Source organism: Cyanobacterium sp. IPPAS B-1200 (assembly GCF_001747005.2).
GTDB lineage: Bacteria > Cyanobacteriota > Cyanobacteriia > Cyanobacteriales > Cyanobacteriaceae > Cyanobacterium.
The window spans coordinates 2,549,940-2,574,859 of the sequence record NZ_CP182899.1 but is presented as its reverse complement, the minus strand read 5'-3'; the positions used below and the strand labels follow the sequence as shown (position 1 = coordinate 2,574,859).

General features: G+C 37.9%; 32 protein-coding genes. 18 read left to right on the top strand and 14 right to left on the bottom strand.

The genetic code is table 11. From position 1 onward, the window contains the following. Positions 1-132 precede the first annotated feature (132 nt). The 6 genes from A5482_RS11955 (at position 133) to A5482_RS11930 (ending at position 5,177) form a co-directional block, all read left to right on the top strand. Positions 133-1,176, top strand: a complete 1,044-nt coding sequence (locus tag A5482_RS11955; RefSeq protein WP_069792095.1) for an MORN repeat-containing protein — start codon at positions 133-135, stop codon at positions 1,174-1,176. 245 nt (positions 1,177-1,421) lie between these two features. Further along, complete coding sequence (gene psbH / locus A5482_RS11950; RefSeq protein WP_069792096.1) at positions 1,422-1,625, top strand: photosystem II reaction center phosphoprotein PsbH; 204 nt, start codon at positions 1,422-1,424, stop codon at positions 1,623-1,625. Positions 1,626-1,693: 68 nt separating this feature from the next. Further along, positions 1,694-1,972, top strand: coding sequence for a TatA/E family twin arginine-targeting protein translocase (locus A5482_RS11945; RefSeq protein ID WP_069792097.1), 279 nt, complete (start codon positions 1,694-1,696; stop codon positions 1,970-1,972). A gap of 73 nt (positions 1,973-2,045) precedes the next feature. After that, positions 2,046-3,218 carry a hormogonium polysaccharide biosynthesis glycosyltransferase HpsO gene (gene hpsO / locus A5482_RS11940; RefSeq protein ID WP_069792098.1) on the top strand — a complete coding sequence of 391 codons (1,173 nt, stop codon included), beginning with the start codon at positions 2,046-2,048 and terminating at the stop codon, positions 3,216-3,218. A gap of 127 nt (positions 3,219-3,345) precedes the next feature. Then, a complete protein-coding gene (gene hpsP, locus A5482_RS11935) occupies positions 3,346-4,512 on the top strand; it encodes a hormogonium polysaccharide biosynthesis glycosyltransferase HpsP (protein WP_069792099.1) in 1,167 nt (388 codons plus the stop codon). Between the two features lie 152 nt (positions 4,513-4,664). Beyond that, complete coding sequence (locus A5482_RS11930; RefSeq protein WP_069792100.1) at positions 4,665-5,177, top strand: hypothetical protein; 513 nt, start codon at positions 4,665-4,667, stop codon at positions 5,175-5,177. Between the two features lie 96 nt (positions 5,178-5,273). Here A5482_RS11930 and A5482_RS11925 read toward each other — a convergent pair whose 3' ends face one another. The 7 genes from A5482_RS11925 to A5482_RS11895 form a co-directional block, all read right to left on the bottom strand. Next, on the bottom strand, positions 5,274-5,903 hold the full coding sequence (locus tag A5482_RS11925) for a ribonuclease H-like domain-containing protein (RefSeq protein ID WP_069792101.1): 630 nt from the start codon (positions 5,901-5,903) through the stop codon (positions 5,274-5,276). An 81-nt stretch (positions 5,904-5,984) separates the two neighbouring features. Next, on the bottom strand, positions 5,985-6,293 hold the full coding sequence (locus A5482_RS11920; protein ID WP_069792102.1) for a DUF6679 family protein: 309 nt from the start codon (positions 6,291-6,293) through the stop codon (positions 5,985-5,987). Positions 6,294-6,643: 350 nt separating this feature from the next. Continuing rightward, complete coding sequence (locus tag A5482_RS11915; RefSeq protein WP_069792103.1) at positions 6,644-7,528, bottom strand: alpha/beta fold hydrolase; 885 nt, start codon at positions 7,526-7,528, stop codon at positions 6,644-6,646. 63 nt (positions 7,529-7,591) lie between these two features. Continuing rightward, entirely contained in the window at positions 7,592-7,774 is a 183-nt protein-coding gene (locus A5482_RS11910; protein ID WP_069792104.1) for a hypothetical protein, read from the bottom strand. A 190-nt stretch (positions 7,775-7,964) separates the two neighbouring features. Further along, positions 7,965-8,174, bottom strand: coding sequence for a photosystem II assembly protein Psb35 (gene psb35 / locus A5482_RS11905; protein ID WP_069792105.1), 210 nt, complete (start codon positions 8,172-8,174; stop codon positions 7,965-7,967). A 194-nt stretch (positions 8,175-8,368) separates the two neighbouring features. Continuing rightward, positions 8,369-9,604 carry an exonuclease subunit SbcD gene (sbcD, locus tag A5482_RS11900; protein WP_069792106.1) on the bottom strand — a complete coding sequence of 412 codons (1,236 nt, stop codon included), beginning with the start codon at positions 9,602-9,604 and terminating at the stop codon, positions 8,369-8,371. A gap of 121 nt (positions 9,605-9,725) precedes the next feature. Next, entirely contained in the window at positions 9,726-11,291 is a 1,566-nt protein-coding gene (locus A5482_RS11895; RefSeq protein WP_069792107.1) for a type IV pilus twitching motility protein PilT, read from the bottom strand. Between the two features lie 184 nt (positions 11,292-11,475). Between A5482_RS11895 and psbP the strand changes: the two genes are divergently transcribed. The 6 genes from psbP (at position 11,476) to rsgA (ending at position 15,609) form a co-directional block, all read left to right on the top strand. Beyond that, positions 11,476-12,033, top strand: a complete 558-nt coding sequence (gene psbP, locus A5482_RS11890) for a photosystem II reaction center PsbP (RefSeq protein WP_069792130.1) — start codon at positions 11,476-11,478, stop codon at positions 12,031-12,033. 98 nt (positions 12,034-12,131) lie between these two features. Continuing rightward, entirely contained in the window at positions 12,132-12,716 is a 585-nt protein-coding gene (locus A5482_RS11885) for a Maf family protein (protein WP_069792108.1), read from the top strand. 62 nt (positions 12,717-12,778) lie between these two features. Continuing rightward, positions 12,779-13,108 carry a hypothetical protein gene (locus A5482_RS11880; protein WP_069792109.1) on the top strand — a complete coding sequence of 110 codons (330 nt, stop codon included), beginning with the start codon at positions 12,779-12,781 and terminating at the stop codon, positions 13,106-13,108. 21 nt (positions 13,109-13,129) lie between these two features. Next, complete coding sequence (locus A5482_RS11875) at positions 13,130-14,185, top strand: hypothetical protein (protein WP_069792110.1); 1,056 nt, start codon at positions 13,130-13,132, stop codon at positions 14,183-14,185. Between the two features lie 137 nt (positions 14,186-14,322). After that, on the top strand, positions 14,323-14,544 hold the full coding sequence (locus tag A5482_RS11870; RefSeq protein ID WP_069792111.1) for a sulfurtransferase TusA family protein: 222 nt from the start codon (positions 14,323-14,325) through the stop codon (positions 14,542-14,544). 9 nt (positions 14,545-14,553) lie between these two features. Beyond that, positions 14,554-15,609 (top strand): small ribosomal subunit biogenesis GTPase RsgA, encoded by a 1,056-nt coding sequence (gene rsgA, locus A5482_RS11865; protein ID WP_083260511.1) that lies wholly within the window; start codon positions 14,554-14,556, stop codon positions 15,607-15,609. A 10-nt stretch (positions 15,610-15,619) separates the two neighbouring features. On the opposite strand, the gene A5482_RS11860 is transcribed toward rsgA, so the two are convergent. Next, complete coding sequence (locus tag A5482_RS11860) at positions 15,620-15,814, bottom strand: hypothetical protein (RefSeq protein ID WP_069792113.1); 195 nt, start codon at positions 15,812-15,814, stop codon at positions 15,620-15,622. A gap of 75 nt (positions 15,815-15,889) precedes the next feature. On the opposite strand from A5482_RS11860, the gene A5482_RS11855 reads away from it, so the two are divergent. Both A5482_RS11855 and A5482_RS11850 read left to right on the top strand, forming a co-directional pair. Continuing rightward, the gene (locus A5482_RS11855) at positions 15,890-16,591 is read left to right on the top strand and encodes an HAD family hydrolase (protein WP_069792114.1); all 702 of its coding nucleotides are present in this window, start codon (positions 15,890-15,892) and stop codon (positions 16,589-16,591) included. A gap of 164 nt (positions 16,592-16,755) precedes the next feature. Then, positions 16,756-18,045 (top strand): glucose-1-phosphate adenylyltransferase, encoded by a 1,290-nt coding sequence (locus A5482_RS11850; RefSeq protein ID WP_069792115.1) that lies wholly within the window; start codon positions 16,756-16,758, stop codon positions 18,043-18,045. A gap of 127 nt (positions 18,046-18,172) precedes the next feature. On the opposite strand, the gene A5482_RS11845 is transcribed toward A5482_RS11850, so the two are convergent. After that, complete coding sequence (locus A5482_RS11845) at positions 18,173-19,096, bottom strand: class I SAM-dependent methyltransferase (protein ID WP_069792116.1); 924 nt, start codon at positions 19,094-19,096, stop codon at positions 18,173-18,175. Between the two features lie 324 nt (positions 19,097-19,420). Between A5482_RS11845 and A5482_RS11840 the strand changes: the two genes are divergently transcribed. Then, positions 19,421-19,717, top strand: a complete 297-nt coding sequence (locus A5482_RS11840) for a 2Fe-2S iron-sulfur cluster-binding protein (RefSeq protein ID WP_069792117.1) — start codon at positions 19,421-19,423, stop codon at positions 19,715-19,717. 168 nt (positions 19,718-19,885) lie between these two features. On the opposite strand, the gene rpmA is transcribed toward A5482_RS11840, so the two are convergent. From rpmA to A5482_RS11815, 5 genes are all read right to left on the bottom strand, one after another. Beyond that, entirely contained in the window at positions 19,886-20,149 is a 264-nt protein-coding gene (rpmA, locus tag A5482_RS11835; protein WP_069792118.1) for a 50S ribosomal protein L27, read from the bottom strand. Positions 20,150-20,204: 55 nt separating this feature from the next. After that, positions 20,205-20,576: a 50S ribosomal protein L21 gene (rplU, locus tag A5482_RS11830; protein ID WP_069792119.1), complete on the bottom strand. Its 372-nt coding sequence runs from the start codon at positions 20,574-20,576 to the stop codon at positions 20,205-20,207. Between the two features lie 143 nt (positions 20,577-20,719). Continuing rightward, positions 20,720-21,493, bottom strand: a complete 774-nt coding sequence (locus A5482_RS11825; protein WP_069792131.1) for an MBL fold metallo-hydrolase — start codon at positions 21,491-21,493, stop codon at positions 20,720-20,722. Beyond that, complete coding sequence (locus tag A5482_RS11820) at positions 21,489-22,088, bottom strand: anthranilate synthase component II (protein ID WP_069792120.1); 600 nt, start codon at positions 22,086-22,088, stop codon at positions 21,489-21,491. Before A5482_RS11820 ends, A5482_RS11825 begins: the two co-directional genes overlap by 5 nt. Positions 22,089-22,101: 13 nt before the next feature. Further along, positions 22,102-22,563, bottom strand: coding sequence for a diacylglycerol kinase family protein (locus A5482_RS11815; protein ID WP_069792121.1), 462 nt, complete (start codon positions 22,561-22,563; stop codon positions 22,102-22,104). Positions 22,564-22,736: 173 nt separating this feature from the next. Here A5482_RS11815 and A5482_RS11810 point away from each other — a divergent pair, with 173 nt between their 5' ends. The 3 genes from A5482_RS11810 to A5482_RS11800 are packed head-to-tail and all read left to right on the top strand — an operon-like array spanning position 22,737 to position 24,758. After that, a complete protein-coding gene (locus A5482_RS11810) occupies positions 22,737-23,804 on the top strand; it encodes a WD40 repeat domain-containing protein (RefSeq protein ID WP_069792122.1) in 1,068 nt (355 codons plus the stop codon). Beyond that, a complete protein-coding gene (locus A5482_RS11805) occupies positions 23,801-24,085 on the top strand; it encodes a DUF3288 family protein (RefSeq protein WP_069792123.1) in 285 nt (94 codons plus the stop codon). Before A5482_RS11810 ends, A5482_RS11805 begins: the two co-directional genes overlap by 4 nt. After that, positions 24,063-24,758, top strand: a complete 696-nt coding sequence (locus A5482_RS11800; protein ID WP_069792124.1) for a YdcF family protein — start codon at positions 24,063-24,065, stop codon at positions 24,756-24,758. The genes A5482_RS11805 and A5482_RS11800 overlap by 23 nt, the downstream gene beginning before the upstream one ends. Positions 24,759-24,920 lie beyond the last annotated feature (162 nt).

Below are 24,920 nucleotides of genomic sequence, written 5' to 3'. Positions count from 1 at the left end.
TTTTTTAATAGCTTTTATTTAATATTTAACAGGTGTAAACATTTATTTTTTTTGTTAATTAAGAAACTTTTAAATGTCAATAAAAGTCTGAATAAATATACAATTAGAATCTGAATTACATTACAGACAATCATGAACAAAAAACATTTATTCATTAGTCTTTTTGGTTTGACCATTGCCAATAGCTTATTTTTTCTTTCCCCTGTATTGGCAAACACCATTAATCTTCCCGATGGGAGTAAATGTGAAGGGCAAATAAGGAATGGTAATCTTGACAGCGAAGGAAAATGTAGCTTCAGTAATGGTGACATTTATGAAGGAGACTTTGTCCATGGGGAAAAACACGGCGAAGGTAAGTATACTTTTGCCAATGGTGATGTTTATGAGGGGGAATTTAAAAACGATCAAATTGAGGGAGTCGGTAAAAGAACTTATAAAGAAGGAGATACCTACGAAGGAGAATTCACACAAGGGCAACCCCACGGTGAAGGGGTTTATATTTCAACTGATGGGAGTAGATATGAGGGGAAATTTGTCAATGGTAATCCCCAAGGGGAAGGCAAGTTTATCTATGCCAATGGAGATATTTGTGAAGGTACTGTAGAAAATGGCGAAATTCAAGGAGAGGGTATCTGTGAATATGAAAATGGCGATCGCTACGAAGGACAATTAGTAAATAATCAACCTGATGGACAAGGACTTTACACCTTTGCTGATGGTGGTAGTTATCAGGGAATTTTCACCGAAGGAAATTTAACAGGAGTAGGAGAAAGAAAATATAGCAGTGATGATACCTATCAAGGAGATATTCGAGATGGAATTCCCCATGGACAGGGAAAATTTACCTTTGCCAATGGTGGAGTATATGAAGGAAACTTTGAGCATGGTAAACAGTCTGGCAGAGGTTCTTATCAATTTACCAATGGTAATCGTTATGAGGGTCAATTTGTTGACGGTAAATTTCAAGGACAGGGAGCCCTTATTTTTGCCAATGGTGATGTTTGTCGGGGAAAATTTCAAAACAATCAACTCCATGGACAAGTACTGTGTGACTATGAAAATGGTGATACCTATGAAGGGGAGTTTGCCAATGGCAAGAAAAACGGACAAGGAATATACACTTTCAGTGATGGTGCTGTAATTGATGGTGTTTGGCTTGATGATCAACCACTATAGTAATCTTAAGATCCAAAAAAAATTAATTTTAAAATACAGTTGTTGCAAAATAGGTTATTGAAAAACTTACTCTTTCACTAACCTGATTTCGAGTTTAATATTTGTTTTGAGTAACAAACAGAGTCACCAAACCAATACTCTCCTTCAAATGTCGAGGTCAGTTGCAAAAAATACCCCCATATTTTGCTATAATCGTCTTGTCAAAAAAGACCATAGAAAAAATTTAAATATATATAAGATTCAATATGTCACAACGTACCCGTTTAGGCGATTTACTCAAACCCCTTAACTCCGAATACGGGAAAGTAGCCCCCGGTTGGAGTACCACCCCTTTAATGGGTGTTTTCATGATCTTATTTTTGGTATTTCTTTTAATCATCCTCCAAATTTATAACTCCTCCCTCATTCTTGATGGCATCACTGTTGATTGGTCAAGTTTAGGAAGATAATTGTTACTCTGTTTGTACAAGGTTGATTGTTGATTTACACAAAACTCTTTAGTTAAGACAATATTATTATGAATGTTTTTGGCATCGGACTTCCTGAATTAATCGTAATTTTTGTGGTTGCCCTTTTGGTGTTTGGCCCCAAAAAATTACCCGAAATTGGTAAAACTTTAGGAAAAACCCTCAAAGGTTTTCAAGATGCCTCTAAAGAGTTTCAAGATGAGTTAAAAAAAGAAGCTCAACAAATAGAAGAAACTATTTCGATGAATGCTCAAATAGAATCTAGCAAAGAAAAGGAAGATAAAAAAATTCCTAGCCCTACAAATAATGCTAGTTCAAAATCTGAGTAAGCACACAAAATCCGTAAACATTTTCTATTTTCCACTATTATTTGATTAAGCATAGTCACTATTTGCCATTATCATGAATATATTAGTAGTGGGACATTCCTACATAGTCGATTTAAACTGCGAAAAACTAAGGGAATTAGCTAAAATAAGCCCAAAGATTCAAGTTAGGGTTGTTGTACCTAAAATCTGGAATCCTGGGGGAGTGCAAAATAAAATTATTAGATCTAAATTTAAGGATGAAGGTAATTTTAAAATTATTCCCATTACTAATTATAGCCAAAATCATCAAGGTTTATTAACCTTTAGTCCAGAAATTATTGGCTTTTTAAAAGAGTTTAAACCCAACATTATTCATGTGGAACAAGGTATAAAATCTTTTGCCTACGCTCAGTTAATTATCCTAAACAAAATACTAGGATTAAAAGCTAAAAATTTCTTTTTTACTTGGTGGAATATTCCCTACGATCTTAAATTCCCCTTTAGTTGGCTAGAGAAATTTAACCTCGATAATACCCATGGATTTATTGCGGGAAACCAAGATGCTTTAGACATTATCAATGATCATGCTTATCATGGTAAGTCTATTGTTATGCCTAATTTAGGTGTGGATGATATATTATTTTCTCCGAAGAAAGAACCTTACTTAAAGGAAGAATTAGGAATAAAAGAAGAAGATTTTATTATAGGATTTGTCGGTAGGTTTGTTTCTGAAAAGGGTATTTTAACTCTTATAAAAGCAGTGGGAAAATTAGATAATGTTCACTGGAAATTATTACTTTTAGGTAGGGGAGAATTAGAGGAAAAAATTATTACAGAAATTAGTAAATTAAGACTACAAGATAACTTAATTATTATCCCTAGTGTTGCTCATGATCAAGTACCTCGTTATATTAATTTGATGGATACTTTAGTATTACCTTCAGAAACCGATGAAAGTTTTAAGACAATGTCAGCGAAGGGATGGAAAGAACAGTTTGGTCATGTTTTAATAGAAGCCATGGCTTGTAAAGTGCCTGTAATTGGCTCTGATTCGGGGGAGATTCCGTATGTGATAGGGGATGATGGTTTAGTATTTAAAGAGAAAGATGATAAGGGTTTAAAGGATTGTCTTGAGCAATTGATGAATAATCCTGATTTAGCTAAGGAGTTGGGAGAAAAGGGTTATCAAAAGACTATGGAAAAATATACTAATAAGGCTTTGGCAAGGAATTTATTAGGGTTTTATGAACAGATTTTAAGTAACTAGTTACAAAAAAATTTGCCCCTAAATCTCCCAATTCTCAAGACTTAGAATCGATTATGGATAATATTACTATGAGACTTTTTCTAATGGAAGGGATGATATAACCCAACAACTAAAATAATGCTTAATTATGAAAATTTTACAGATTATACCTTCTATTTCTTTGGTTTATGGTGGCCCTTCTCAGATGATTTTGGGGTTGTGTAGGGCTTTGGCAAGGGAGGGGCAGGATGTTACTATTATTACGACTAATGCTAATGGTGATCAAGGACAAGCTCCTTTGGATGTGCCTTTGCAATGTATTGTTGACAAAGACGGTTATCAGGTAATTTATTTTAATTGCTCTCCTTTTCGCCGTTATAAGTTTTCCGTGGATTTGTTGCGCTGGTTATGGGTGCATGGGAATGATTATGATGTGGCGCATATCCATGCTTTGTTTTCCCCTGTGACTACTATGGCGGCTTCTATATGTCGTTATCGGGGCTTACCTTATATCTTACGTCCTTTAGGAACTTTAGACCCCAAGGATTTGCAAAAAAAGAGGGGTTTAAAAAAAATATATGGTCATTTACTGGAGAAGCCCAATTTAAGGGGCAGCTTTGGGGTGCATTTTACCAGTCAGCAGGAGGCGGATGTTTCTGAGGATTTTGGGGCAGGAGTTAACCGTTTAATTGTGCCGTTGGGGGTGGAAATTCCCGATCGCACCATAGATGATCATTTTATATATGATAGGTATAATATCCCCCGTGGTAAACCTTTATTGTTGTTTATGTCTCGCATTGAGCCAAAAAAGGGTTTACAGTTTTTAATTCCAGCTTTGCAACGGTTGTTAAACCAAGGATATGATTTTCATTTTGTTTTGGCGGGGGCAAATCCTCAAGATAGGAGTTATGAGGCACAGATAAAGGCTCAAATTACTTCTTCTAATTTGTCTGATTGCACTACCATTACGGGCTTTGTGACGGGGGATGAGAAGGTGGCTTTGCTACAAAAAGCCGATTTATTTTTACTTCCTTCTTTCTATGAAAATTTTGGCATTGCCGTGGTAGAGGCGATCGCATTTAGTACACCTGTTTTAATTTCTGACCAAGTTTATATCTATCAGGAAATAGAAAAAGCTAAGGCAGGATGGATATGTAATCTTAATGAAGATGATTTAGTTAAACAATTAATGATTGCCCTAGAAAGTGACGAAGAAAGACAACAAAGGGGGCTTAATGGACTTAACTTAGTCAAACAAAATTATAGCTGGAGTGCGATCGCCCGTCAACTCATAGAAATATATGAGAAAAATTAAAATATTATTTTTAAAATCACCCAAGAAAGAATAGGTAAAAATAACTAGAGACTGTCTTAATTAAACTTAAGAAAAAAAGTTAAAATACTTAATATAAATAGCCTAGAGGGTAAGTTATCCTAGAAATATAGAAAAAAATAGGTATTATTATTATGAACATAATTTCTAGGCTTGTCAATAAAGATTTAAATTGGAATGCCATCATTCTCTCCACCTTGGGCTTTTGGTTTTGTAGTAGTCTATTTTTAGACTTTATTTTGATTCCCAGTTTATCCGTTAGTGGCATGATGAATGACGGCGGATTTGCCAATGTCGGCTTCCTAATTTTTGGTGTTTTTAATCGCATTGAAGTAATTTGTGCCGCACTGATTTTAACCGTGTCATTGGTGTTTTATTTTAACCATCAATTTCCCGAAGAAAAACAAACTATTTTCCTCGTATTTGCTAACCTTTTACTCCTCATCGCCCTAGCCTATACCTACATTTTCATTCCTCACATGAGCGCTTGGGGTTTATCCATCAATCAATTTAGTGCCACCACCGAAATGCCCCATCAAATGGTTTCTTGGCATGAGGGTTATTGGGTATTAGAAGCCATTAAATATTTATTAGTCGGTAATCTTCTACGGTGGTGTTATAACAATACTTGCCCTGTCAAAAGTTAAGTTTTACAAGGTGTGTTTGAATTGTTACACCTAGCAAAAAAATCATGAATCATCGTTTAAACAAAAAGAGTCCCCCCGTAAATGAGGGGATTTTTTTTAATGTTCAAAAATATCTTTGTAATAATTTAGGTCTAATTCTACAAATAAAGAAATAGTATTAATACATTTTTCTGCTAAATCCCAACGCTCTTCTCTTTGTAGCATGGTGATCAATTTTTCCCTCATGGGTATCAAATAACGCACATCATTGGCAGCATAGCTCAACTGCTCAGAGGAAAGGCTTTCAACGTTACCCCAGTCCGAACTTTGGGCTTTTTTATCCAATTCCACCCCTTCCAATTCTTGGACAATGGTTTTTAAACCGTGGCTACCTGAATAGGTACGAGCCATTTTACTAGCTACTTTGGTACAAAATATGGGTTCTGTTTTTGCTCCAAAGGTGTACAAAAATTGGGCCACGTCAAAACGGGCAAAGTGGAAAATTTTGGTAATGTGTTGAGCTTCTAAAAGTTTAACTAAATTGGGGGCTTCGGTTTGATTTCTTTTGATGCGAATGGCGGTTACAAAACCTTTGCGATCGCACAGTTGTACTAGACAAAGGCGATCGCGCTGAGGAACTAAACCCATGGTTTCGGTATCAATGGCCAATACATCGCTTTGATTATATTGCTCAAAAACATCAAGGGGCAAATCCCCTTCACAAACTAAAAAATTATCTAATGACATTGATTAAAAATTACTATGATGATAAAGGGAGCTGAAAAACTCAACCCCCTCAATTTTCAATGGTTAATTATCAATTGTCAATTATTTATCTTGATCTTGACGACGAGGATAAATTTGCTCAGCTTCGGGACAATCTTCCGAAACATTTATTTCCGTATTGCCACGGGGTACACAGGCGAGTTTACGGCTGACAGCACCAATACTTTCTAAACGAACAAACTCTTCCCAAGAGCTATTTTCATAATCTTCGTCCATTTCATAGCGAATGGTTACGACATCTCCTTCAATTCCGATGATTTGTGCATCTTCAATCCACCGTTGTTGATCCCGCAAGAACACAGAGACATCACAACCTTCTTTGTACATTTGATAAATCTTGCGGTCTAGCATAGACTTTCCCTTAATATTCCTAAAGATCAAATTTGTTTTTACGATAAAAGTAAATGAGAATTTCCGGGGGGAAATGTTGGGGAAACAAAATAATAGTCCAACATCGTATTGTAACTAATTTCCGTACCCATGGGACAACAGTCCATCGGTTTAAGCCCCGAATATCAATAAATTGACTTTCTTTTTAATACTTGTTTTATTCAGAAAAAAATAACTTTTCAATACAGCTTGGGACTTAAAATCATTGATGAGGCTTATTTGTTTAAGCCCTAGCAGTGGAGAGAATATTACTTGTATCATTCTAAATTTATTTAGTCTGGCTTAAGATCTAATTATTATTAAGACTCCCATTATGGTAGCACTTTATTTTGATTCTGTTCGCATTTTTGAACAATTGTTAAAATTTGTTCATGGACTGAATCGGTTTGCTCTAGCATGGCAAAATGTCCGCAATTATCGATTTCAAAAATGTTGTCATGATGGTTTTTGAACAGTTCATGAAAACTGGCTAAGTGTTTTACATACTTGGTTTCCATGATTTTGTCTTGTTTTCCTGCGATAAAGTGTAAGGGTTGAGCTAGACGAGCCACGATTTGGGGTAGTAAGTGGACTTGTTCTTCGGTGGTGGATTCGAGCAAAGAGGCGATCGCAGCTTGTTCTTTTGCCCGTAAAAAGTCTTTTAATCTTTGTTTGCCCCAATACCTAGACAAAGGCTGTTTTACCATCATTCTCGCAAAAACCACATCAAGGAAAGGCACATAACCCAGCCATGGCGCACGAAATTTCACCATTTTTTCTCCTGCCCCCCGAAACTGCTCAAATTCTTCTTTGAGGTAAATCCCTCCCCCTGCATTGACACAGATAACCCCTTCTATGACATCACTACACATATCAGCCCCCCAAATGGCGACACTACCCCCAAGGGAGTGACCAATTAACCAAGCCTTTTTGATGTTGAGCGCTGTTAATAATTCTTTTAAGTCATAGGCGTAGCTTTTGAGACTAAAAGCAGAGTCATCACAATCACCAAGATTGGATTGAGAATCTCCAAAACCTTTTAAATCATAAGCCAGACAGGGATATGTTTCCCGTAGTTTTTCAATGAGAGGTTGCCAATATTTATAACTGAGAAGCCATCCATGGATAAAAACAAGGGTAGGAGGGGACGAATCTTGATCCGGTGGGGTGGTTAATTCGTAAAAATGTTCGACACCACCAATTTCGATTTTACTCATTGACAGGTTTTTTAATGTACCCCTCCTATTTTCCCACAAAAAGTGTTTAGTTATGTCATATTGCTAATTTTTAGCAGTTTCGGGAAAGGTGATATGTAATTCTTCGATGAGTTCATCTAATTCATCGAGGGCTTGGGTTACATCTAATTTTAAATTGCCAATATCAGGTTTTTCTGATAATTTTACTAACATTTCACGCTTAGATGCGATCGCCATTACCTTATCTTTTATTGTTGTTGAATCCATAGTATTTTGCTTATATATTCCTCTGCCAATATATCATTAACCTAAGTAGGGTTTGATAAAAAAGTGTCTTGATTTAGATGGGGAATAAGAAATAGGGAACGGGGAATGATTAACAATTGATAAATATTTTAACCTGAGAGCTAAATTGTAATTATCAATTTTCCTATCTCCTTATCAGCTAAAATAGAAGCTAATCTTGATCTTCTTGGGGGGATTGAGCATTGGTTTTAAGATCGGGAATGAAGTCTGGTTTTTCCGTATCCTCCCAACCTACGGGGCGTTTGGAATTGTACCAAGCAATCAAACCGATAGAAACGGCTGCCACTAAACCCACTGCATAAACCGCCACAAAATAAATGGGAAAATCTCCAGCTATGGCAAAAAAGAATAAATTTTTCATGGTAAAACTCTAAATATTAACTGACGTTACGCACTCATTCATCATTATTTTAACAAGGGGCTTAAGCCCCTTGCCTGATTCTAGTCTCCTAGCTCAACCGATATACTGACATAGCATGAACATCCAACATCTTTACCAGTGCAAACTAATTATATTTTTACGTAACATCAAATATTAATAATTTATTGACAATTTTAAACAATTTCCGCCAATAAACTCTCGGCCGCTAACAACATATCATCCGCAATATCTTGAATATCTTCCCGATTGTCGAGGTAGGTAGATAAAGCAGAATAGGGATCTAAATTTTTACCTACCCCCAACTCTGGCAGACGACGACGGCTTTCCATACTAACAAGGTGAGTACGAATGGTGTGGGTATGGGCAGAAGCTAAAGCCTCCGCAATAACTTTATTTTTTATGGTTTCTAGTTGCTCCGATCGCACCTTATAAATCAACCTTACCACAGCATCCTCAATGGTGTTAGAGGCGATCGCCTCTAAGATAGCCCCCAAAGGATCCTTACTATCACTCACATCCACCTCAATGGTGCAAAAAGGACGAGCAGGAAGCCCACAAAACTGCCAATTAACCGTTTTTTGCTCATCAATATCAATCAAAACATAACCCTTTTCCTCCTTCTCCTCCGAAAAATCCACCCGCTCAATGCTACCAGGATAAACCACAGGGGGATTATTGCGAAGATTCAAATTTTGATGGCGATGGACATGGCCCAAAGCCACAAAATCAAACTCAGGACGAATCAACATCGATAAAGGAATCTGAAACCCTTTGCCCACCGCCAAATAACGCTCTGCCCCAATCTGCGCCCTTTCCGCCATCAGGTGAGCCAACAAAATAGTAGGCATAGAACTATCCAAAGCCCTAATTTCCCCCTCCAAAGCCACCTCAACCTTTTGAATTAACAACTGGTTAATTTTCTCCATGGATAAACCGTTGGTTTCCTCCTTTGTCAAAAATATAGACCGAGTCAACCAAGGCAAAGTAATAACTTGTATGGCTCCTGACTTAGTATCAATCACATGGGTTTCTAACTTTTCTCCCACCGTGATATTAGGCACCCCCAAACTGTGATAGATAGACAAACTAGCATTTCCCACCCTCTGATTATCCTGACTATGTTGATCATGATTTCCTACTAACAAAATTGTCGGAATACCAGCCTCCCCCAAACGGCGAAACTGAGAAGCAAAAGCCGACTGCAAATAGGGAACAGGGGTACTATCAGGAAAAGCATCTCCCCCAAACAAGACCAAATCCACCGACTCCTCCAAAGCCCTATCCATACAGATGGATAAATTATTGACAAAATCATGAAAACGAGTATTTAAGCCCGTTTCAGAGCTAATTTTACCGTGGTTAAAACTGCTCCCTAAGTGAATATCACTCAAATGTAATATTTTCATCAAAAAAATTAAACCTAAATATTATCAAACCTTTAATACCATTGCCTAACAAGGGGTTTTAATCCCTTATCTTTGGACTACTAAAGAACAACCTTTTGCGAAATAAATTTCCCTAACACCATTGCTAAATTCTTCCCCGTAACATCATCGCCATTTCGTTGCGTACAGGGGATTTTTCTAGGGCAGTTTCCTCGGTGATACGACCTTCTTGATAAAGATTAAACAAAGATTTATTCATGGTCATCATGCCGTCAAATTCTCCCTCATCCATTAGGGTAGTAATTTCATCATATTTATTACTTAAAATATAGTCCTTGACAGTTTCCGTGTTAATGAGAATGTCATGGTAAGCCGCCCTTCTGCCATCGGTGGTACGACATAATCCTTGGGCGATAATACTTACCAACGACTCGGCGAGCGCACTGCGGATGGCGGTTTGTTCCTCGGCGGTATATAAGGTAAAAATACGTTCTAGGGTTTTAACAGCACTGTTGGTGTGCAAAGTACCCATGACCAAGTGACCCGTTTGAGCGGCTTTTAGGGCAGTATTAACGGTTTCTTTATCCCTCATTTCCCCCACTAGAATAATATCAGGATCTTCACGCAAAGAGGCTTTGAGGGCATTATCAAATTTGAGAGTATGAACCCCCACTTCTCTTTGTTTAATCAAAGATTTACGACTTTTGTGGACAAATTCCACAGGATCTTCAATGGTAATGATATGTTTATTTTGCTCCGCATTAATATAATCAATCATGGCGGCTAGGGTGGTAGATTTACCCGAACCAGTGGGTCCTGTGATCAAAACTAACCCCTTGTGAGCCTCACAAACATCTTTAAAAATGGGGGGCAATTTTAACTGCTCCATACTCAAAATTTTGAGAGGAATCAGACGTAATACCAAAGCATGACCTCGCAAAGTATCAAAAACATTGATCCTCACCCTGGCAAAATCGTATTGGGTGGCTCCGTCAAACTCTAATTCTTTTTTAAATTTTTGGATGTCGGATGGTTGTAAAATCTCCTGTAACCAACTCATGAAAGTGTTACTATCTATTTCGGGATACTGCTCAAGGGTAAGAATCTCACCACGATCGCGCATTCGCACCAATTCACCCACCCCCAAATGGACATCAGAATAACCCTCATCATAGGCAATCTTAATTAATTCTTCTAAAGATGGTTGTCCTGGAGAACGTTGGGCCGGAGGGGTGAGGGGAACATACTCTTTTTGAGGGGTAGCAGGAGTGTGTAAGGGCGATCGGGCAATGGGAGATCCTCTTTTTACCCCCGTAGGTTCTGGGGGCATTCTACGGGTGTTTGCACCCCCTGCACTGGGGGGAGGAGAAGTTCTACCAGGTAAGCCCCCCGTACCGAGAGGAGAGGGGCTACGGGCGGTCGTACTACCCAGAGGAGGAACTTTTGTACCTGGATTAATTTGGGTGACACCATCATCATCAAAATCCTCTAAATCATCATCTAAGGAAAGAGGCTTTCTACTGCCAATATCGATCATCTCCCTTTGCCCATTTCCCAAAGCCGAGCGGGATGAGAGAGGGGGCATTTTCCCTAAACTGACTCTGGTTTGATCATCTTCATCTTCAACATTTTTTTTGCTCCCATTAGCGCCAGGAGGTACTAGGGGGGGTAAGGGTAATGGTTTTTTAGGTCTATCGGCTGAATTGGTCATGTTTTTCCCCTCATCTATGGTTATCTCAATTGTAATCAGCTCATCAAGATTAGAGCAATTAGATTTAATAAAACTCTATTTTTACCCAACGAATTAGCAAACTTTTTATTCTTTTATTATTTAGTAATACATAATCATGGGTTTTCATGGGAAAATAAAACAAAATATTTTTAACATAAAAATTATGATAAAACGCTTACTTTCCTTTCTATTGATTATCGTAACCTTTTCCCTTGCATCCTGTTCTCCCACTTTGGGGGGGTTACAACGTTATACGGATGCCATTGACGGCTATCAATTTTTATATCCTAACGGTTGGATGCCTGTGGAGGTTCAAAATGCTTCCGAAGGGGTTGATGTGGTTTATCGAGACTTCATCGAGCGCACCGAAAACCTCAGCGTAATTATCAGCAAAGTAGGAGAAAGCAAAGAATTATCAGATTTAGGTACTCCCACCGATGTTGGTTATCGCTTTATGAAGATGGTTAACCAAAGCCCTGATTCGGGAAGAAATGCCGAGCTAATTTCTGCGGAAAAAAGAGAGGTCGATGGCAAAGATTATTACATCCTAGAGTACCAAGTAAAATTAGGAGAAGATCAATATCGTCATAACCTTGCTAGTGTGGTGACAAATAATGGTAAATTGTTCACTTTTAATATTTCTACCACAGAATCTCGTTGGGATAGTGTCTCGGAGTTGTTCAGAATAGTAGCTAATTCTTTTTCCCTCGCTTCTTATTAATTTAGGTGTTAGGTAAGTAGATAGTAGAGGACGTAGGTAGTGTACTACGTCCATACAGGTATCAAGTAATATATATTTTATATTTTTGAAAATAATTAATGACTAAATTTATTCTTGCTTCGGCTTCCCCCGCCCGTTTCAAACTACTTAAGATGATTGGCATTAATCCCCAAGTGGAGGTAAGTAATTATGATGAATCGCTGATAGATTTACTCAACCCCCACAATCTTGTCAATACCTTGGCAGAAAATAAGGCTTCTACGGTGGCTCAAAATCATAATAATGGGTTAATTTTGGGTTGTGATTCTGTGTTGGCGGTAAATGGAGAAATTTATGGTAAACCTGAAAATGAGCAAGAAGCCATTAATCGTTGGCGTAGTATGCGGGGTAATGTGGGGAAGTTGTACACTGGTCATGCTTTACTAGATCTTAATCATGGTAAAAATGTGGTTAGATGCGGCATGACGGAGGTTTATTTTGCCAATGTGGATGATGATACCATTCGGGCTTATGTGGCAACAGGAGAGCCATTAAAGTGCGCTGGTAGTTTTGCCCTTGAGGGGAAGGGTGGATTTTTGATTGATAAAATTGTTGGTTGTCATAGTAATGTGATTGGTTTGAGTTTACCTTTGTTGCGGCAAATGTTGACCGAGTTAAATTATCGGGTGACAGATTTTTGGTAAAATTTTGTCAGTTTATGGGTTAAGCTATTTGAAGAAATTTTAAAAGAGAGTCTCTTTTTGATATGAGTAAAATACAAGAAATTAAAGCACAAATTAGAGACGGTAACATTGATCAAGCAATGGCGATCGCCATGTCAGAAGCATTAAAAATTGAAATTGTTACCAGTTCATCCCCTCAACAACAACCGACTCAAGATATACATTTTCGTAGTACCGTTAATCTCCTCGAAAACGAAATTGAGAATGAATTAGGAGACTCTTTTGAAAATCAAAATAATAGCGATAAAATCCAGAAAATACATTTTCAAGAGGTAGAAAATGCCCACCAAAGAATATTACAAAATATTCAAAGTTTGCAAAATATGTTTACCCTAATTCAAGAAAACTCATAATATTTAATAATAGTTGTAAATATGGATAGCTCTCAACAAATCAATGAAGCCCTAAATCAAAAAGACTACAAACAAGCTCTCTTAATAGCCCTTAGTAATAGTTTAAAAATTACATTAAAAACATCTTTAAAAACTAAAGATAATACCTATGCGATCGCCAAAGAGATTGACTTAGTTAAAGGCTCAGCAACAAATATAGATTCAGAACTTTTGGACTATAGCCATGAAAATATAGTTAATTTTCACCAACAAAAAACTGCCGAAATTTATCAAACTTGGGAACAAAATAGAGAAACTCTGCTTAAGGCTTTTGATATTATGGCAGGGGGAAATCTTAATCTTGAACCATTACAATTTAGCACCAATAGTTCCCTTGAGGAAGAAGATTTAAGTCAAGAGTATATTAGTGATATTCCTGAAAATTTTGAGGATTTTACTACATCTAATGAAGAAGATAGTTCTATTATCTCGGAGGCAGAATTTGAGAATTTTACTACGGATAATGAGCAAGATAACCAATCAATTTCGGAAGCAAAATTTGATGATTTTGCAGCGGATAACCAGTCTATTTCGGAAAAAGAATTTGATGCCTTTGATGCACCAGATGACATAGAAGAGGATGAGTTTACCCAGATTATATCCCCTGATGAAGTTGCCGAGTCTAGTTACGATGATTTTGATGGCAGTTTTGGGGAGGATACCAGCGAAGAAAGTTGGGTTGATGATGTTGTCATTCAAGACTATGAAGAAACGGAAACAGTAGGTGACGAAGTCCTTAATCATCACTATGTGACAACGGAGGAGGATGAATCTGAGGCACTTTTTGATGGCACTGATTTTGATGCTTTGGGAGAAACTGATTCTGCGGAAGGTGGTGATGAGGAGGAAGCTGATTGGGGTGATTTATTGGAAGATAGTCAAACTAATGCCAGTGCGGAGGAGGCTACTCCAGCCCCTGAGGAGGATGACATTGACGATTGGAATGAATGGATAGAAAGTCAGGATGGCGGTGAAATATCTTGTAATCCCCAAGAGATTGACTGGAGTGAGGATGATTGGAGTGATACTCCTGCATAAGTAGTTTGTAATAATTAATTACTATAAAATAATTTTTATTAATAGTAAAATTTATCAAAAACTAAAATAGATTGTAAACAATTTTAATTACTTTTAATTAAAAAAAACTAATTTTCAAACATATCAAATATACATTAATGACTAATAATAAATTGGATTTGAGAGGAACACCTTGTCCCCTAAATTTTATCCGTAGTAAGTTACAGTTAGAAAAAATGCCCTCTGGAGAATTGTTAGAAATTTGGTTAGATGGTGGTGAACCCATTGAACAAGTGCCGAATAGTCTTAAGATGGAGGGGTATCACATTGAATCGATTACTCCATCGGATGATTATTTTACTTTACTGGTCAAGTCTTAGTTAATGATTATGGCTAAATCTGATGCTAAAATAGGTACGGTGATGGCGGTACAGGCGAACTTTTATCAGGTGCGTCTGGATGAGGGAGAAACCCTCCTTTGTACTCGTCCTACTCGCCTCAAAAAAATGGGTCAAAGGGTACTAGTGGGCGATCGCATTTATGTAAAATCTACAGAATTTGAACGAGGGGCGATCGCCTCTGTAACTCCTCGCAAAACAGAACTAGAAAGACCTCCCATCGCCAATGCAGACCAAATATTGTTAGTATTTGCCCTCGAAGAGCCAACCTTAGATCCTCTCCAACTAAGCCGTTTTTTAGTCAAAGCAGAATCCACTAATTTAAAACTATTATTAGGACTAAATAAAGCTGATTTAATTAGTCAAAAGCAAAGAGAACAATGGCAAGAAAAATTAAAATTATGGGGATATGATCCCTTCTTTTTTAGTGTAGAAAAACAACAAGGAATCGAAACCATAAAAACAGCATTAAAAGATAAAATAACCATCTTCTCAGGACCTAGCGGAGTCGGAAAATCCAGCCTTACCTCCCTACTCATTCCCCAACTCACCATCCGCATTGGCGAAGTATCAGGCAAGCTACAAAAAGGAAAACATACCACCCGCCATGTAGAATTATTTGAAATGCCCCAAGGAGGATACATTGCCGACAGCCCCGGATTTAACCAACCTGACTTCGACTGCACCTCCCAAAATCTGATTAACTACTTTCCTGAAGCCCGACAAAAACTAAGCCAAGGACAATGTAAATTTAACGACTGTTTGCACCAAGAAGAGCCAGAATGTGTGGTAACAGGAGAATGGGAAAGATATGAATATTATCTGCGCTTTTTAGAAGAAATCCTTGCCCAAGAAGAAAAAATCGCTCATACCCGTGATGCAGAATCTAGCGTCAAAAAAATGGTCAAAGACTCTGGGGAAGTTTGCAACGAACCAAAATTAAACACAAAAAAATATCGTCGGGTATCCCGTCGCCTTAGCCATCAAAAATTAGAGGAATTATATAATCATCAAACCCTCGAAGAAGAAGACTATTTCAACGAGTAAAATTTATTTTTTATTGCTCATCTTCATCATGCAAATCTAAAATGTCTATGGTACCCCTCAAGAGGCGATTCTCATAACGACGATTGCGTCTTTTTGCCTTCGCCTTGTTGGCGCGTTTGCCTTCGCGCTTATCCATGACAATATCATCGAGATGTTGAGCTTCTTCCCAATGTGGTAATCCATCCTGTGGTGTTCTTTTGCCCATTTTCTTGTTTTTGAATTCTTTACTAGAAATTGTGCTAATATCCTTATTTTAATCTTAACAATCTGCATTTAAAAAATGTACAAAGCAATTTTTATTGGCTCCATTGGTACTTTGGTAGAGACTTCAGAATTACAACGGGAAGCCTATAATCAGGCCATGTCTCAATTAGGGATTGACTGGCACTGGGATTTGTCAACTTATCGTGCATTGTTGGAGATTAATGGCGGAAAAAAGAGATTGGAAATGCTTTCTGATGCCACTGATAGAAAGTTGACTCCCGAAAAAATTGAGCAAATCCATCAATTAAAAACAACCATTGCTTGTAAATTAATTCAAGAGAAAAAACCTTCCATAAGACCTTTTACCAAAAATATAATTGACTACGCCCAAACTCACGATTTATTCTTAGGTCTAGTGACCAGTACTTCTAAAACTAATGTGGATACTCTCTTGCAAATTACTGGTTTAGAATCAAGTTTTAAAACTATTATTACCCAAGAAAATCTCACCGAAAGCAAACCTTCGCCCCAAGGTTATCAAAAGGCTCTAAGTAATCTTAGTATAAAAGCCCATGAGGCGATCGCACTGGAAGACTCTTTTCAGTCAATCTTAGCGGCTACTAGAGCAGGAGTAAAAGTAATTGGTTATGGGGGGGCGAATACCCAAACTCACGTCTTTGACTTTTGCGATTATTACATCTCACCCACTTTAGACGATTCCCAGCTAAGGGATCATGAATTAGTAGCAGATATTTTAAAAAAAATAGAAAATAATTAGGGTGCGCTCCCATAAATCAGAAAGGTAGGGGGAATGGATAATTAATGATAAATGTTTATTTTCCCATCCCCTCACCCTTAGCCCATTGAAGAAGAAAAGATTGTTAATTTTGCCAATAAAGCCTAAACTTTCTTATAAAAGTGATTATTTAGAGGTCAAAAAGCGTGAATAAAGTACTTGGTATTATCTTAGGAGGCGGTGCAGGTACCAGACTGTATCCCCTGACTAAATTAAGAGCCAAACCAGCAGTACCTTTGGCGGGAAAATATCGCCTAATTGATATTCCTATCAGTAACTGTATTAACTCAGAAATTTTAAAAATTTATGTATTAACTCAATTTAACTCTGCTTCTTTGAATCGTCACATTAGTAGAGCTTACAATTTTTCTGGGTTTAGTGATGGTTTTGTGGAGGTATTAGCAGCCCAGCAAACCAAGGAGAATCCCGACTGGTTCCAAGGTACAGCGGATGCGGTACGTCAATATATCTGGCTTTTTGATGAGTGGGATATTGATGAATATATCATCCTTTCTGGGGATCATCTCTATCGTATGGATTACAGCAAATTTGTGGAACATCACCGCAAAACTAATGCTGATATTACCATTTCTGTAGTGCCTATCGATGAAAAAAGAGCCGAGGCTTTCGGTTTAATGAAAATTGATGATTCTGGTAGAATCACTGACTTTAGCGAGAAGCCCAAGGGTGATGCCCTCAAGCAAATGGCGGTAGATACCAGTATTTTGGGGTTAAACCCTGAACAAGCCCAAGAACAACCTTATATTGCTTCTATGGGTATCTATGTATTTAAGAAAGAGGTACTACGCAAGTTATTAACCGAAAATCCTGATCAAACTGATTTTGGTAAGGAAATTATTCCCTATGCGGCGAAGGATCACAATATCCAAGCCTATTTATTTAAGGGTTATTGGGAAGATATTGGAACTATCGAGGCTTTCTATGATGCTAATTTATCTTTGACGAATCAGCCTCAACCTTCTTTTAGTTTCTATGATGAGAAAGCGCCTATCTATACTCGCTCTCGTTATTTACCTCCTACCAAGTTGCTTGATTCTCAGGTAACTCAATCTATTATTGGTGAGGGTTGTATCATCAAAGAATGTCGCATTAACCACTGTGTTTTAGGGGTAAGAACTCGCATTGAAACTAATTGTGTGGTGGAAGATACTTTGATTATGGGGGCTGATTTATACGAACCCTACACCGTCAGACAAGCAAAGTTAAAGGATGGCGGTGTGCCTATTGGTATCGGTGCTAATTCTATTGTACGCCGTGCGATCGTTGATAAAAATGCTCGTATTGGTCAAAATGTGCAAATTATCAATAAAGATCGAGTTGAGGAAGCAAACAGAGAAGATGAAGGATTTTTAATCCGTAACGGAATTGTAGTTGTTATTAAAAATGCTTCCATCGCTGATAATACTATTATTTAATTATTAAAAACAAGGTATTGTTTTGGTTGTTTTTGTTTAATTTTAATAACATCAGTTCTCTTGTTTAAAAGGAAAATATAATCCGAATTTTAATCAAACTAGGCAGGTCAAAAGACCTGCTTTTTTGTTATTTTTTCTTGGCTACGATCGCACGGTGCCTTTTACTAATAGTAACAATTTTAGGTTGCTCAAAACCGATACTAAGCAATTCTTGTTCTATATCTAAACCAAAATATTGATCTAAATATGGCTCAGTGCTTTTGAGTAAAGTTAGCACATAACGGGGCATTTTTTGATAGGCTTCTGACTGGGGATTCATGTCCATAATACCAAGATAGCCACCTTTTTTGATTAGACGATGGGCTTCAGTTAAAATATTTCTAGCTGCTAATTGGGGCAATTCATGGAACATTAAAAAAGAAGAAACTAGATCAAAAGATTCTGATGGTAAATCAGTTTTTTCTGCCTGATTATGATGCCATTGAATATCATAATTTTTTTGTTGAGCTTGATGTTTTGCCACTGCCAAAAAGTAGGGGGATAAATCTAACCCGGCAATTTTCGCATTAGGATAATTTTCCCGCAGGGCAAAGGTGCTTAAACCCACTCCACAACCTATGTCCAAAATATGCTCAGGATTGCCACTAATTTCCTTCTTTAATACCTTATGATAGTTATTCCTTAAAGTGCGATCGCCCTCTATCCTTGGTTCCTTAGAAAAAATGGTAGAATGAACACTATAAGCCGCCGACTCCAACTCCCATGCCGCCTTCCATTCCAGATTGCCCTTATCATAAGCATGAAAGCACCTTAAATAATAATTAGGATAACTGATACCCTTATTTTCCACCGCCCCCATATCCTCACTCCAGTCCCGATTCTCGAAAGTATTAATATTTTCATGCCAATCAACCCCAATACTTTCAGCCCGACTAATAATCATCTTTCTCGCCCGACTCTTAGCAAAATTAGCAAGGGGTTTAATATCCAACAAAGTATTAATAAAACGGGTAGTAAGATTATTTTCTGGTTTAATAGTGTTAGTTTCCATCTTGTATAGTGATTCTACATAAGTAGTAAAAATTATATTAATATTTTGAATCAATTCAAATTGACCGTAAATATCATTTACAATTACCCATCTTAAACCCTTAGATTTACCAAACTTAAAACTCTTGAGGAAATTAGCCCAGACTTAGCTTCTTTTTTAAATTAAACATTTACACCTAAATTTGTGACAGTTTTTGAGCCAATCCCCTAGGAGAATAAACCTTTATTTGGTATAATTCTGGTTTTATGGTCAAAGTTATTTATGATTTCTTAATATTGATATAAGAAACTTAACAAACAAAAAAAATAAGGAGAAAATAGAAAAATGCCCACGATTAGGTTTCTCAAAGAAAACAAAGACGTTGTCGCCGCTGACGGTGCAAACTTAAGAGAAAAAGCAAAACAAAATGGAGTCGATATTTACCGCTTCAGAGGAAAATTAATCAACTGCGGTGGTTATGGGCAATGTGGTACTTGTGTTGTTGAGATTGTCGAAGGTATGGAAAATCTATCTCCGAGAACCGAATTTGAAAATAGAAAACTAAAGAAAAAACCTGATAACTATCGTCTAGCTTGTCAAACTATCGTCAATGGTGAAGTAAGCGTTAACACCAAACCATAGATTTAATCAAAGGTAAAGGACGGTAGCATACTGCGTTCGTACAAATGGTATGCTACATCCTTACAAGTACCGATTATTTTTACAAAAAAAAGGGGACAAGTAGTAAAACTTACCCCAATTTAGTTAATGATGACTGAAATAAAACTTCAGTAATTTTGATGAAAAAACCTAATTAGCCTCTAAAGGATAAACGCTTACTTTCTTTTGGCTACGGGTTTTGAATTCAAATGTAACAATCCCGGGGATTAAAGCAAAAAGAGTGTCATCATTGCCACGTCCAACATTTTCTCCGGGGTAAACTTTGGTACCACGTTGACGAATAATGATATTTCCAGCTTTTACGGTTTCTCCACCAAAACATTTAACGCCTAAGCGTTTAGAATTAGAATCTCTTCCGTTACGAGTACTACCTGTACCTTTCTTATGTGCCATGGTATTATGCTATTTCCTTTAATAGAGTGTACTGTTTATTTAAGTGTATGTTATTTTATGCTTCTACTGCTTCAGTAGTTGCTTCAGCTTCTTTTTGAGCGATGACATTGCCCCCTAGACTGATGGAATTAATCATTAAACGACTTAATTCCTGTCTATGTCCTCTTTTCTTACGGGTTTTCTTCTTGGGTTGCATTTTATAAACAATTACCTTTCTGCCTCGGCTATGTTTTAAAATAGTTCCGTTGATAGAAGCACCTTCTACGTAGGGTTGTCCTACATGGATTTCTCCCTCATGGCTAACGAGTAATACTTTATCGATGTTTAATTCTTCGTTTACTTCAAGGTCAAATCTATCTAATTCAAAGAATCTACCGGGTTCAACCTTTAATTGTTTCCCGCAGATTTCGATTATTGCGTAAGTCATAATTTTTTCCTAATATATACTGCCGTACAGGTAGCAGAGTTATTTTTCTGCTTTTTTATGATGCCTTTACCTGATCCGAACAGGAGTTGAGACACAATCAATCATTGTATCTTTATTTCAGACCTATTGTCAACTGGTCATGTTTAACTAAAAACTCTAATCAGAGTACCTCGTTGGGGCAAGTCTTGGGGGCGAATAGTGGTTTGATTTCCTGTTATGGTGCTGATGTTTAATTCTTCAGCTCGGGCGAGGGTCAAAAATTCTTCTAGGGGTACTAAATCACAACTACTGGCATCGGCGTTGGAGGTGAGGTACTGGGTGGGAAACACGACTTTAGGGCGCAATACCCTGATGGCATCCATGGCTTCTTGGGGGTTATAGTTTTTTGGGCCTCCGCCGATGGGAATGAGGGCAACATCTGGACTACCCATCAAGATTCTTTGTTCGACATCGATGGGGGAAGCGATACCTCCTAGATGTAAGATGTTTACTCCTCCTTGATTCCAACGCCAGACGATATTGTCACCAAATCTTCTGCCCCTTTGGCGGTCATGAAATGTTCTGATGCCCTGAAATTGTATTCCGCCTACTTCATATACCCCTGATTCCACCATGATTTGAGGGTTGTTAGGCAGTCCCCCCGCAGCTCCTTCATCGAGCATACGACTACTAATCATGACGGCATCGGCGCTGACTCGAGGGGCGGGGTAGTTGGCGGTACAACCGATAGGCTCGAAGGGGTTGGATAATACTCGTAGGTTATTGCCTGTAAAAAGGAAACAACTGTGTCCTAGCCATTGAATATTTACTCCTGTGGAGGAGGTTTGGGCGATCGCCCTTTGGGGGGAATATTTAGCGGTAAGGAGGGAAGTTAAAGCCCCTACCCCTGTCAGGCGCATCCAGTCACGACGATTAATCATATTTAGCAATAGACTTGAGGAAATTTCGTAACAATTGTAACCCAGAATCCGTTAAGATGCTCTCGGGGTGAAACTGTACACCTTCTATCCAAGGATATTGTTTGTGTCGAATACCCATAATAATGTTATCTTCTGTCCAGGCGGTAATTTCTAATACTGAGGGGATGGTGTTTTTGTCCACTATCAAACTATGGTAGCGGGTAGCTTGAAAAGGGGAAGAAATATCTTTAAATACCCCCGCATTGTTGTGAAGGATGGGGGAAGTTTTACCGTGCATCAGACTGGGGGCAGAGACAATTTTTCCGCCATAGGCTTCGCCGATGGTTTGATGGCCTAGGCAAACTCCCAAGATGGGGTAATCTTGACCCATTTTTTTGACAAGCTCGAGACAAATCCCCGCACTCTGAGGATTTCCAGGACCGGGAGAAATAACGATCGCATCTGGTTTCAATTCTTGTAATTGTTCGAGGGTAATTTGATCGTTACGATAAACCACAAGATCTTTGGCAATGGCAAACTCAGTGCTTAATTCCCCTAAATATTGAACCAGATTATAAGTAAAACTATCGTAGTTATCGATAACTAGAATCAAACTATGGATCTCCTTATAGCAGTGAAAATATTAAGTGTAACCCATAGGGTAACAAAATAAAACAGGCAACAAATACTGAGGCGATCGCACTGACTAAAACCGCCCCTGCGGCGCAGTCCTTGGCTATTTTGGCACCCTGATGATATTGTTTCCCTACGGTCAAATCTACCACGGACTCGATGGCGGTATTCAATAATTCTAAGACCATCACCAAAGCACAGGTAAGGGCAAGAATGGCCATTTGAGTCATGGTTACATGAAGGATTAATCCCAAAGATATGGCTAAAAGGGCGATCGCCGTATGAATTCTAAAATTACGTTGGGTTTTAAAGGTATAAATCACCCCTGTCCAAGCAAAGCGAAAGCTAGAAAATACATCAGGGGCAACCTTCCAAGCCTTAGAAATCCTATAATCAGGTTTTTCCACAGATTCAATATGAGTAAAAACGGCGGGTTTGTCAATTAAATTAGTCATTTTATATGTATTCTCCCTTGGGAGTTTTAGAGTATATATTACTACCTAAGTATAAACGTAACTAATGATCTGTCAATCAAAATAATGATAGCTAATCTCAAAAGCAATTGTTTGTTAATAAGTAATATAAAGATAAAATGTTATCCTAACCATTACCAATCATTGAAAATGCAATGAAATTGACAAAGTTACCCCTATTTCTTCTCGTTTTCCTGTCGTGGAATGTTTTTTTTACCCAAGAAAATAAAGCAGAATCTGAAATTTCTCAAGATGACACTGAAATCAAATATTTCCGTAATCCCAACCTTGGCAATGTAACAAACAGTTGGCAAGATTTAGAATTATTACGCAGTTTAGAAGAGCATACATCCCCTGTTAATGGTTTAGCCTTTGATCCTCATGGAAAAAACTTAGTTAGTGTCGGCAGTTTCAACGATCCTCGTATGAGGTTTTGGGAAGTAGAAACAGGGAGACAATTTAAACATCAAAGGGCCCATGGTTCCGCTGTCAGTAGCCTTCTGTACAGTCCTGATGGTAAAACCATCGTTACCACAGGTCAAGCCTCGGATATACGTATCTGGGACGGAGAAACAGGGGAACATGAAACCACCTTATTAAGCCATGCTAATAATGTAATGGCGATCGCCATTAGTCCTGATAGTAAAACCTTGGTGAGTGGAGCATTGGACGGTATCAGGGTTTGGAACTTAGAATTTAGAAGACTATCTTATATTTTAAATAGTGTCGGCAATCCTACTTATGCCTTAGCCATTCATCCCGAAGGCAGAATTTTAGCCAGTGGCGATGGCTCAGGAAAAGTAACTTTATGGGATATAACCACCGCCCGAAAAATTAGAGAATTTACCCCTCACCGCAGTAGAATTACAGGGCTAATTTTTACCCCCGATGGCAACAGAATTCTCACCAGTGCCGAGGAAAGAAGCGTGAAAATGTGGGATTTAGAAAGCCGTTTACAAGTGGCAGAATATGGACTCCATGGCGATCGCATTCGTACCATCGCCCTATCCCCTGATGGCTCTACCCTAGCCAGTGGAGGCAATGACGGAGTAAGAATTTGGGATTTTGACTCTACCAGAGAACTTGCCTTTATCCCCTACAATAGAGATTGGGTTCAAACCCTAACCTTTAGCCCCGACGGTAATATTTTGGCCACAGGTTCTTTTAACACCAGAATTGACCTTTGGCAAAGAAGTAGAGGTTTATTAAGCGAAAATCCATGATCAGAGATCAACAACATCCCCAAGCCCACATTGATAGGGTAATAGTACAAAAAATTTTCGTAGAAGATAAAACCGATCATCACATGACAGAAGTTGCTAGGTTAAGGATTCGTTACCACAACTTTCCAGGGGCAAGGGATATTCAGCGGGATTTAGATGTAATTTTGCAACAGTGGGATATGACGGAAGATGAACTTTTTTCCCACGTCCGAAAACTACACACCCAAGGGAAAATATATGGTAAAAAACAAGTAACCAATGACGAAGAAGATTGGAGTTAAAAAAAGTAATCTTAATCTGAAAAAAATACTCAAAGCAATTTTACTTTTTGCCTTGGGGATAATTACCATAATTACCCTCAGTTTGGTTGATAATCTTTTTCAAGCCCAAAAAAATGCCACCCAACCTATCGGCGCTTACTTCGTATTAGGAGGAAGCATCACAAGGGAAATATATGTGGCGAAAGTTGCCACCATGAATCCTGATATTCCTATTATCATTTCCACAGGCTCTGATGATCCCTGTATATTTTTGATTTTTGAGAGGGCGGGGGCAAGACTTGATAATACTTGGTTAGAAACCTGTGCTGATTCTACCTTTGATAATTTCTTTTTTTCTGTACCCATTCTCAAAAGGTGGGGCGTCAAGAAAGTAGAAATGATTACCTCTGATACCCATCTTCCCCGTGCAGGAATTATGGGAAAAATGAGTTTAATGGCTCAAGGAATTGCGGTGGATGTCAATGGCATTCCTGAAGTTGATGGCATTCCTGCTAACCACGAAAGTGATTTAAAAACATCATTGGATGTCACTCGCAGTTTTTTATGGGCATGGGCTGGACAATTTATTAACCCCCCTTGTGATAAGGTGATCAAACTTGCAGATATTGATCTTGATTCTTGGCAACAAAGGGGATTTAGTTGTGAAAGCAGGGGAAAAATAATTGATAATTGATAATTGATAATTGATAATTGATGATTATTCAATCCGCTTTAACAAAAGATACTTGGCAAAATAGATTAATTTGTCGATCGCCTATCAACCATTAAAACCAATTACTATTCCCCATTACTCTTGTTAACTGTAGTTTAGACTAAGAAAAAATTGTAAGAGAAT